Below are 212 nucleotides of genomic sequence, written 5' to 3'. Positions count from 1 at the left end.
CTTTCATTATTCGCCTTGATATACTTACCGGTGATGTCCACTGCACGAGTCAGCGGTTGAGAATCTTTCATTATTCGCCTTGATATACTTACCCCCGGAGCGTTCCAGCCCGAAATTGTGGTTGAGAATCTTTCATTATTCGCCTTGATATACTTACAACAGCGCGGCTCAGCTCTGGAGCACCGTTGAGAATCTTTCATTATTCGCCTTGA

Origin of the sequence: Rothia sp. HMSC065C03, assembly GCF_001837295.1 — a bacterium.
GTDB lineage: Bacteria > Actinomycetota > Actinomycetes > Actinomycetales > Micrococcaceae > Rothia.
This window is presented reverse-complemented; position numbering follows the sequence as displayed.